This window comes from Kamptonema animale CS-326 (assembly GCF_028330895.1).
GTDB classification, from domain to species: Bacteria; Cyanobacteriota; Cyanobacteriia; order Cyanobacteriales; family Microcoleaceae; genus Kamptonema; species Kamptonema formosum.
Genome location: NZ_JAQMUA010000417.1, coordinates 1 through 9,719, shown reverse-complemented (window position 1 = coordinate 9,719; position 9,719 = coordinate 1). Strand labels below are relative to the sequence as shown.

At 46.1% G+C, this 9,719-nt stretch carries 8 protein-coding genes and 1 pseudogene; 3 read left to right on the top strand and 6 right to left on the bottom strand.

Annotation, left to right across the window (positions count from 1 at the left end; genetic code table 11):
• Nucleotides 1-172 precede the first annotated feature (172 nt).
• The gene (locus tag PN499_RS24620; protein WP_272035502.1) at nucleotides 173-1,315 is read left to right on the top strand and encodes an IS4 family transposase; all 1,143 of its coding nucleotides are present in this window, start codon (nucleotides 173-175) and stop codon (nucleotides 1,313-1,315) included.
• Nucleotides 1,316-1,317: 2 nt separating this feature from the next.
• Here the strand turns inward: PN499_RS24620 and PN499_RS24615 are convergent, their stop codons facing one another.
• From PN499_RS24615 to gifA, 6 genes are all read right to left on the bottom strand, one after another.
• Nucleotides 1,318-1,782 (bottom strand): tetratricopeptide repeat protein, encoded by a 465-nt coding sequence (locus PN499_RS24615; protein ID WP_272035500.1) that lies wholly within the window; start codon nucleotides 1,780-1,782, stop codon nucleotides 1,318-1,320.
• Nucleotides 1,783-1,842: 60 nt separating this feature from the next.
• Nucleotides 1,843-3,084: a bifunctional ornithine acetyltransferase/N-acetylglutamate synthase gene (gene argJ / locus PN499_RS24610; RefSeq protein ID WP_272035498.1), complete on the bottom strand. Its 1,242-nt coding sequence runs from the start codon at nucleotides 3,082-3,084 to the stop codon at nucleotides 1,843-1,845.
• 143 nt (nucleotides 3,085-3,227) lie between these two features.
• Nucleotides 3,228-3,365 carry a hypothetical protein gene (locus tag PN499_RS24605; protein WP_272035505.1) on the bottom strand — a complete coding sequence of 46 codons (138 nt, stop codon included), beginning with the start codon at nucleotides 3,363-3,365 and terminating at the stop codon, nucleotides 3,228-3,230.
• A gap of 77 nt (nucleotides 3,366-3,442) precedes the next feature.
• The gene (locus tag PN499_RS24600) at nucleotides 3,443-3,619 is read right to left on the bottom strand and encodes a hypothetical protein (RefSeq protein ID WP_272035496.1); all 177 of its coding nucleotides are present in this window, start codon (nucleotides 3,617-3,619) and stop codon (nucleotides 3,443-3,445) included.
• Nucleotides 3,620-3,684: 65 nt separating this feature from the next.
• On the bottom strand, nucleotides 3,685-3,822 hold the full coding sequence (locus PN499_RS24595; protein WP_007355569.1) for a hypothetical protein: 138 nt from the start codon (nucleotides 3,820-3,822) through the stop codon (nucleotides 3,685-3,687).
• A 58-nt stretch (nucleotides 3,823-3,880) separates the two neighbouring features.
• Complete coding sequence (gene gifA, locus PN499_RS24590) at nucleotides 3,881-4,075, bottom strand: glutamine synthetase inactivation factor IF7A (protein ID WP_272035494.1); 195 nt, start codon at nucleotides 4,073-4,075, stop codon at nucleotides 3,881-3,883.
• Between the two features lie 355 nt (nucleotides 4,076-4,430).
• On the opposite strand from gifA, the pseudogene PN499_RS24580 reads away from it, so the two are divergent.
• Nucleotides 4,431-8,278, top strand: a pseudogene (locus PN499_RS24580) (CHAT domain-containing protein).
• Between the two features lie 141 nt (nucleotides 8,279-8,419).
• Nucleotides 8,420-9,719: DUF4347 domain-containing protein (locus PN499_RS24575; RefSeq protein ID WP_272035488.1), on the top strand; the 1,300-nt coding region annotated here is incomplete at its 3' end.

The following is a 9,719-nucleotide window of genomic DNA, read 5'->3' as shown; positions in this document are numbered from 1 at the left end:
TTCAGGGGGCGACAATCGCCCCCAAACCATTGCAGGGAGGATGTTTTCGGGTCTGAACTCGCTCAAAAAAGTTGGAGCTTATTGAGAATAGACTCTCAATAGAAGAACCAGCCCCTAGTTGTGATAAAAAGGTGCATGTCTCGTTAATATCACAAGACCAAACATTAATAATATGTTACCATCATTCTATCACAATATTCTGGAAAAATATCTCAACCCAAAACAATTACTTACCCTGAATATGTTAGTGTGCTTGTTACAATCCCAAAAACAAGTTAGAATAGAACGATTAGCCGCCACCCTGCCATTGACCATTTTACAAAACAGTCGTCGCCGTCATATACAACGGTTTTTATTGATTAAAGCACTCAGCATCCTGGTAATTTGGTTCCCGATCATTAAAGAAGTAATAGCTCGTCAAGTTAAAGCGGGAACTCAATTAATTGTGGCTTTGGATAGAACACAGTGGAAAGAGTATAATATCTTAATGGTAAGTGCGATTTATCAAAAGAGAGCTTTCCCCATCTTCTGGACGTTATTAGATAAACAAGGTGCTTCTAACTTAGCCGAACAGCAACAAGTATTACGTCCGGTTATTCGGTTGTTTAAGAAATATAAATTAGTGATAATTGGCGACCGTGAGTTTCATAGTATAGAGTTAGCACAATGGTTACACCGTCAGCATCTCAGCTTTGTACTTCGTCAAAAAGGAAATACAACTTTTCGAGAAAAAAAACAGCCATTTAAAGCCCTAAATACCATTCCAGTTAAACCTGGTAATCATCTCTTATATCCTCAGATTAATTTCACTCAAAATCCAGGTTTTTCTCGTTTTAACTTAGTAGCTTCTTGGAAAAGACAATATAATGGAAAACAAGAAGATGAACCTTGGTATCTATTAACTAATCTCCCAGATATGAAAAGCACTATCAAGATTTACGGTCAACGTTATGGCATAGAAGCGATGTTTAAAGACTGCAAAACAGGAGGATATAACTTGGAGGGTTGTCAAGCATCACCTGATAGATTGATTGCGTTAATAATTTTAATAGCTTTGGCGATGACTTCGGCATGGTTACAAGGAAAAAGAACTCGGCTTCAGAGACAAGAAAAATATGTGTGTCGTCCCCAAGAGACAGGTAGAACGAGAAGAAGACATAGTAACTTTTGGATTGGTTTATATGGTGAAAATTGGCTAATTGCTTTTAATGAATGTCAGGAGTGGGTAGAATCTATGATAGATTTGGTTCGCAATAAGAAATCATTTTATCAGAGGGGATTGAGAGCTATAAAGCTTATCCAGCAACCGCTTTAGCCTCATTGTCGCCCCCTGAAGTAGAAGTGCCTACCGAGTTTCTTGTAAGCCCAAGTCCACTGGGGGTTAACTTTGATGGCTTGGCGGTAAGTTGCGATCGCTTCATCGCTTTTCCCCTGTGTAGCAAGTGCTTCACCTAAATCTTGATAATAATCCTCATCTTCGGGGTAAAGTCTAATAGCTTGGCGGTAAGCCGCGATCGCTTCATCAACTTTACCTTGATTACTCAATTGCAAGCCGAGAACCTGGTAAATGCTCCCATCCCAAGGATTAGGTTGAATAGCTTGCCTCAAACTCCCTGTCGCTTCCCCTTCTGCCTTTTGAGTTTTCTGCACGAGCGCTTGAACAATATAAGTAAAGGATGTGAGGCGATTGGTAAGCAACGGTAGTGTCGCCGCAACGTATAAGAATAAGAAAGCAGAGGTTAACTTGGGTAAGAATTTTTTAGGCACTTTAGGGAAAGGCATAATCTTTCTTCATCTGTAACTTCGTTAAGTCTACTCTACTTTCTATCTCATAGAAATCTATTAAGTCGTGTACTCCGCGTTAATCTTCACATAGTCGTAGCTCAAATCACAGCCCCAAGCCTTCCCGCTACCATTGCCATTACCAACACTCACCTGAATTAAAACAGTATCCCCCTTCAAATATTCACCCGCCGCCGCTGCTTTCATATAATTACTCGCAGCTACGCGATCGAATGGCAAAGGTTGACCATTTTCCATCATCAAGAAATCGCCTAATTGAATCCGCAAATTTTCCTGATCGAACGGTACGCCAGCACGTCCCGCCGCTGCCGCAATCCTTCCCCAATTTGGATCGCGACCAAAAATTGCTGATTTTACTAAAGAAGAACCAACTATTGTTTTGGCAATTTTACTGGCAGATGCTTCATCGGGTGCGCCGCTAACTTGTACTTCAATTAAACAAGTAGCACCTTCGCCATCACGGGCAATTGACTTTGCCAAATAGACGCAAACCTCTGTCAACATTGCCTCTAATTTTTCCGCATCTGGCCCCATTTCCGTAATTGCGGGCGTGCGAGATTGACCATTCGCTAAAGCAATCAAAGAATCATTGGTACTTGTATCACCATCAACGGTAATTTGATTGAAACTCCGATCGGCGGCGCGACTCAACATTTCTTGCCATAAATGCGGCGATACTGCTGCATCACAAGTAACAAATGCTAGCAAAGTTGCCATATTTGGGTGAATCATTCCCGAACCTTTGCAAATTCCGCCAATGCGAACCGGGCGATCGCCAAACAAAGTTTCTAAAGCAATGGTTTTCGGTACTAAATCTGTCGTACAAATCGCCTTAGCCGCCGCGTCGGAACCCGTTTCAGAAGCCGCAGCTACCAATTGCGGAATCGCAGCTTTCAACGGTTCCATCTTAATGCGCTGTCCAATTACTCCAGTAGAAGCGATGAGAATTAAGTCTGGAGAAATATTCAGCGCTCCCGCCAAAACCTGGGCACTTTCGATCGCATCGGCCCAGCCTTGTTCGCCAGTAGCAGCGTTAGCTTGACCCGCATTGCACAAAATCGCTTTCGCACTGGGTTTATCTTGCAACCGCCCTCGGCAATAGTCCACACAAGCTGCTCGCACAACAGAGGTAGTGAAAACGCCCGCTGCGATCGCATCCACTTCTGACAAAATTAAAGTTAAATCCGGTGCTCCCGAAGGCTTCAACCCCGCTACAATACCCGCTGCTTTATACCCTCTCGGAGCCGTTACCCCGCCGCTGATTACTTGCCAGTCCGACATAATTACCTCGCTACAGCCGTTATCTGCTGAGAGCGGATTATATCATCAATAGAATATGCGAGTCGCGGCTTCCTCTTTTACAGAATTAATCTGGGGAGGAAGTCGCGACTTTTTGGTAAATTGCATTTTTATGGGGGCAGAATTTATTTGCGATCGCCAGTTATCCGAGTAGCATCCAAGCCAACTTCCTCAGAAGTACGGGAAAGTAGAGATTGTTGACGATTTTTGACTTGGTGTTGATGACGGTTCATTAAAGCCCGTGCTTGATTTTCAGTAGACATGATTGGTTCTCCAAATTTAATAATTAAGGTAAATAACGTGAGGGGGTGTAAGTACGAGCCGATTATTTGCGAGGCGATTATTTGCGATCGCGAACCTCTTGGGTTGTATCCGCGCTAACTTCCTCAGTATGAATAATGTGCGTTGGATCTGCGCCAACTTCCTCAGCGCTGCGGGCAAGTATGGTGTCTTGGCGATTCTTGACTTGGTGTTGATGACGGTTCATCAGAGTCCGTGCTTGGTCTTCAGTAGACATAATTTACATTCTCCCGATTCAGTAGTTAAGGTCAATAACGTGAAGGAGTATAAAGTGCAAGGCGATTATTTGCGATCGCCAGTCATGCGAGTAGCATCCAAACCAACTTCCTCAGCAGTACGGGAAAGTAAAGATTGTTGGCGATTCTTGACTTGGTGTTGGTGACGATTCATTAAAGCCCGTGCTTGATTTTCAGTAGACATGATTGGTTTCTCCAAATTTTTGTAAAATTGCGTGGGTAAAGGAGGAAATTGAGCTTTTTTAGCTCATTGTTGCATTGCTGCGGTCATAACTAGCTTGGAAGCTGGATTGTGGCTTACCTTGAATGTGCCCCCGGTAGCTAGTATCTTCAAGACCTACTTCGGCTGCGGTACGCGAGAGCAGAGATTGCTGTCGGTTCTTAACTAAATGGTGGTGACGCATCATCAGAGCGCGAGCTTGATCTTCGGTAGACATATCTGTTTCCTCTCTATTGCTTGAGTAATGTTTAACTTTTTTTCCTTTCTTTTATGACTATAACAGACAATTCTGTATTCAAATTTACAAAATCACTTTTTTTACAAAAATTTACATAATATATTTTCCTTGGTACCGTGAAAACTTACGCGAGAAGCGTACTCAACAAATAAGCGGACACGGGGCACCGCCCCTAAAGGAACCGTTTTTTGTACCTTAGTTACCTGAAATCTGCTGTAAATTGCAAGCCCAAACAAAGCCAAAACCTGCTATGTGTAAGGCAAATACGTCACCATTATCTTGCAGCCAACGGACAAATCAATAAGGTATAGCTGTTCTAATAAAACTTACGCTAATGAAATTAGCCTTCTTTTCTATACAGGGTGCAACAATACTAGCGATCGCAGCAACTATTGTGAGTGCAGCGGTGATACAAGCACAAACCATTGTTCCCGCACTCGATGGTACTGGCACTACTGTCACGCCCGACGGCGATCGCTTCAATATTACAGGTGGCCAAACTTCTAAAGATGGAGCTAATCTTTTCCACAGTTTTCAACAGTTTGGACTCAGCGAAGGGCAGATTGCTAATTTTATCTCTAATCCCGCTATTCGCAACATTCTAGGACGGGTGGTAGGCGGCAATTCTTCTCTGATTAATGGCTTAATTCAGTTAACTGGCGGCAATTCTAACCTGTTTTTAATCAATCCTGCTGGTATCATTTTTGGTTCTAATGCTAGCTTGAATGTCTCGGCAGCTTTTACTGCTACAACTGCTACTAACATCGGGTTTGATTCAGGTTGGTTTAATGTTGCAGGGGCGAATGATTACAGTAGGCTAATAGGAACTCCGAGTGTTTTTACTTTAGTCTCAGCCAACCGGGAAGTATCATCAATTCAGGCAATTTAGCAGTCTCGCCTGGACAAAATATAACCTTAATTGGTGGTACTGTCGTCAGCACGGGTTCTCTCAATGCTCCTCAAGGTAATATTACCCTTGCTGCTGTTCCTGGTGAGAATGCAGTTCGCATTAGCCAAGAAGGGCATTTATTAAGTTTGGAGATCGACGTTGTTGACAGGGGACTGTTGGCACAGAATGGGCAATTATCTTTGCCTTTGTCTCTTCCACAATTGCTTGCAGGTGCAGGTGGCAATTCTGCTAGTGGCATCGCGGTTAATGGTGTAGGAGAAGTGGTTTTGACAGCGGGTTTGAGGGTGGAAAGTGGGGATGTGGTAGTTGCTAATTCTACTGTTAATAGCCAGAATACTACACTCTCGGCAGCACGTAATCTCACCTTGGTAGAAAGCCAGCTACTTGCTGAAAGTAATTTGAATTTGTTTGCAGGAAATACGGTGCGGGTGCGGGATGGAAGTTATCCTTTCAGGGCGATCGCAGGCGGCAATCTTACTATACAAGGTAATCAAAATATTGATATTTTGGCACTGAATTACGCTAGCCCTGCATTTCAAGCCGCAGGGAATATTACATTATTGAGCAATGGCAATGTTTCTGGTGATGCTCACTTTGCTGCGGGTGGTAATGTTGCTATTCTCACATTGGGTGGCGATCGCGGCAGGTTTGTGAGTTTGTATGACCCGATTATCAGCTCCGATGGAGATGTGAGGTTTGGAGATTATACAGGAGTATCACTTAAGGTGGAAGCAAAAGGCGCGATCGCGGCTGGAGATATTACCATCACTGGGCCAGATACTACTTTGTCTGGTTCGGCAGATCCTGATGCGGCGGTGCTTTCAGGGAGTCCAGCCTTGATTTTGCGATCGGGCGTTTCGACTCTGGCGAATGCTGCGAATGTGCCGCCGAATGTGACAGCAGGGGAGACATTTTTTGCTTCTCCGGGTGCTAGTTCTGGCAATAGTATTGCAGTGGGAGCGATTTCGACAGCAGGCGGGCCTGTGATTTTGGAGTCGGGAGGAGACATTGCAGTGGATGCGATCGCCACTTCTAGCGGCAATATTACCCTCAATGCTGCCAACAACATCGCCGTTACAGGTAATCTCCAGTCTGCTGGTGGCAATATTGACATCACGGCTGGCAATTTGCTTACAGTCAGCGGCACTTTTACAGATACCAACGGTATAGATGTGAGCATTTCCAGCGCTAATGGCACAAGTGGCGGCGCGATCGCGATTAGTCATGCGGGGGGCACTACTATACCCTTTATTATCGGCGATGCGACAACCAATGGGACGGCGGGAGCTATTACATCAGGTTCGGAGACAATTTCGCCGCAGTTTGCGGTGCCAGTGCCGCCTAGCAGTTACACTCAGGGCAATATTGCGATCGTTACTTCCGCACCCTCGCCAACCCCAGAAGCGACACCATCTCCAACGCCGGAAGCCACACCATCTCCAACCCCGGAATCGACACCATCTCCAACCCCGGAATCGACATCATCTCCAACCCCAGAAGCGACAACATCTCCAACACCGGAATCGACATCATCTCCAACACCACAACCGACATCATCGCCAACACCGGAACCGACATTATCTCCAACACCACAACCGACACCATCTCCAACACCATCTCCAACACCGGAACCGACATTATCTCCAACACCAGAACCGACGACATCACCCGCGCCATCGCCAACACCATCGCCAATACCATCTCCAACAACATCACCCACACCATCGCCAATACCATCTCCAACGACATCACTCGCGCCATCACCAATACTAGAATCACCAACATCTCCGGTATTGGTTGCGTCCCCCATTGCGCCTGAAGTCCTCACCCCGATGCCATTTCCAACACCAGCACTAAGTTTATCTCCCTCTCCCCGCACCGCCTTATCCTTACCGGATATCTCAATTACCAATGCGATCGCACAATCTAGCAACCTGAATAGCATTGAATCTATTTTTTACTCTAGATCCGATTGGGAAAGTGAAGTTGTACAAACGGTATCGCCTCTAAGTAGAGTTAGTCTTAGCGATATCACACGACAGATTGATAAAGGCGATATCCCTCAAGCCAGTTTCTTTATCGATATCTTCTATAGCGAACAAGTGGGGTCATACGTCAACCAGGAAATCAGGCGGGACTTGCAATCTTTTACAGCCATACAGCAAAGAATTAGAGCGATCGCTAGCCAAACTGGTAAAAAACCAGCCATTATTTACACCTTATCCCGCCCCGAACAATTAGACCTGATCGTCGTTCCCCCTACAGGCATCCCAATTCACAAAAGCATCCCCGCCGCCCGGCGCGAAACTTTGATGCAAGTCTCCGCCAGCTTCAGGTCGGAACTCCTTAATCCCAGAAAACGCAATACTCAGAGCTATTTGCCAGCATCCCAGCAACTTTACCAGTGGATAATTGCGCCCTTGGAAGCTGATTTGAAAGCTCAGGGCATCGATACGCTAGTTTTTAGTATGGATGCGGGGTTGCGATCGCTCCCCTTAGCCGCCCTCCATGATGGTTCCCAATTTCTAGTAGAAAAATACAGCATCGGACTCGTTCCCAGTGTCAACTTAACAGATACCAATTATGAAAGCGTTAAAAATGCTGAAGTTTTAGCAATGGGAGCCTCACAATTTACTGAAAATCAACCTTTACCCGCAGTACCATTAGAACTTTCTAATATCACCTCCGAGTGGAATGGCAATTCCTTCCTCAACCAATCTTTCACATTTAATAATCTTCAAGCGCAGCGCAAAGACAGACCCTATCGAATTATTCACCTCGCCACTCACGGAGAGTTTAAGCCAGGATCGCCAAACAATTCTTATATTCAGTTATCAGATAGAAGGTTAACACTCGATCGCGTGCGCGAACTAGGCTGGAACGATCCGCCTAAAGTTGAGTTATTGGTGTTGAGCGCTTGTAAAACTGCTGTGGGTGATGATGGCGTTGAATTAGGCTTTGCGGGGCTAGCTGTGCAAGCAGGGGTGAAGTCAGTTTTGGCTAGTCTTTGGTATGTAAGCGATGAAGGTACTTTAGGGTTAATGGCTGAATTTTACCATCAGTTGAAGGTCGCGCCGATTAAAGCTGAAGCCTTGCGGCAGGCTCAAATTGCTATGATTAAAGGTCAAGTTCGCATAGATAAGGGTCGTTTAATTTTGTTAAACTTAAATAAAGAGTTAGAATTACCGCCAGAATTAGGTAATCTGACTAATAAAAATCTCTCCCATCCTTATTATTGGTCTGCCTTCACGATGATTGGGAGTCCTTGGTAAGGTATAAAGGTGATTGCGATCGCTTCGTACCTCGCAATGACAGAGCGCAAGTAATTTGCCTGACATGATAGGAGATGCTAGTGAGTGCATAAGCCTTATTGAAGCTAGACATATAAAGCTGAAAAAGTAAATAGAGTGCAAATGATACAGAAAAAATTTATTTCAAATCTAGTTTTTATTGACTCAAATGTTGAAGATTACCAGAGTTTAATTAGCGGCGTTTCTCCAAATGCTGAAGTAATTATCCTAGATGAAACGCTCGATGGTATTGAGCAAATTACTGAAAGGTTAGCAACTGAAAAAAATATAGAAGCAATCCATATCATCTCTCACGGCAGTCCAGGTGCAGTACAACTCGGCGCAAATACACTCAACAGCAGCAATATAGAAAGCTTCGGCCCTCAACTCAAACAGTGGCGCAAAGCATTAATTCCCGATGCCGATATTATTTTCTACGGCTGTAACATAGCAGCCGGAGACACAGGCCACCAATTCCTCGCTCAAGTGCACCAACTCACAGGCGCAAACATCGCCGCCAACAGCAATACCACAGGCAACAGCGAACGAGGAGGCACCTGGGACATCCCCCAACTCATCCCCCCATCCCCCCAAAAGCCCAAACTGGCCCTCACAGAAACCACCCTCAAAACCTACAGCGGTTTACTAGGCTTCGCAACCCAAGTCACCTTCCCAACTGGCAGTAACCCTTTGTCCATCAGCATTGGCGACTTCAACGGCGACGGTTTACCTGACTTAGCAACGGCTAACTTCGACAGCGACACCGCCTCCATCCTGCTCAACACTACTGCCACCGGAGCCACCACGCCCACTTTCGCCCCCCAAGTTACCCTCACTACTGGCGATGGCCCCTTCGGTGTCAGCATCGGCGACTTCAACGGCGACGAGAAACCTGACTTAGCAACGGCGAACAGCGGCAGCAACAACGTCTCCATCCTGCTCAACACTACTGCCACCGGAGCCGCCACCCCCACCTTCTCCCCCAAAGTTGACTTCACTACTGGCACTCAGTCCGCCTTCGTCAGCATCGGCGATATCAACGGCGACGGTTTACCTGACTTAGCAACGGCGAACGCCGGCAGCAACAACGCCTCCATCCTGCTCAACACTACCGCCACCGGAGCCACCACCCCCACCTTCGCCCCCCAAGTCACCTTCACTACTAGCGCTGGCCCCTTCGGGGTCAGCATCGGCGACCTCAACAGCGACGGTTTACCTGACTTAGTTGTGACGAACTACTACAGCAACAACGTCTCCATCCTACCCAACACCACCGCCCCAGGAGCCACCACCCCCACTTTCGCCACCCAAGTCACCTTCACTACTGGCACTGCCCCCTTCGGCATCAGCATCGGCGATATCAACGGCGACGGGAAACCTGACTTAGCTGTGGGGAACACGAACAGCGCCAACGTCTCCATCC

What these genes read in the sequence shown, in the direction of transcription:
- PN499_RS24600 (WP_272035496.1), bottom strand. Translation starts at nt 3,619, where the DNA reads ATGTCTACTGAAGACCAAGCACGGACTCTGATGAACCGTCATCAACAC.
- PN499_RS24620 (WP_272035502.1), top strand. Translation starts at nt 173, where the DNA reads ATGTTACCATCATTCTATCACAATATTCTGGAAAAATATCTCAACCCA.
- PN499_RS24615 (WP_272035500.1), bottom strand. Translation starts at nt 1,782, where the DNA reads ATGCCTTTCCCTAAAGTGCCTAAAAAATTCTTACCCAAGTTAACCTCT.
- argJ (WP_272035498.1), bottom strand. Translation starts at nt 3,084, where the DNA reads ATGTCGGACTGGCAAGTAATCAGCGGCGGGGTAACGGCTCCGAGAGGG.
- PN499_RS24605 (WP_272035505.1), bottom strand. Translation starts at nt 3,365, where the DNA reads ATGTCTACTGAAAATCAAGCACGGGCTTTAATGAACCGTCATCAACAC.
- gifA (WP_272035494.1), bottom strand. Translation starts at nt 4,075, where the DNA reads ATGTCTACCGAAGATCAAGCTCGCGCTCTGATGATGCGTCACCACCAT.
- PN499_RS24595 (WP_007355569.1), bottom strand. Translation starts at nt 3,822, where the DNA reads ATGTCTACTGAAAATCAAGCACGGGCTTTAATGAATCGTCACCAACAC.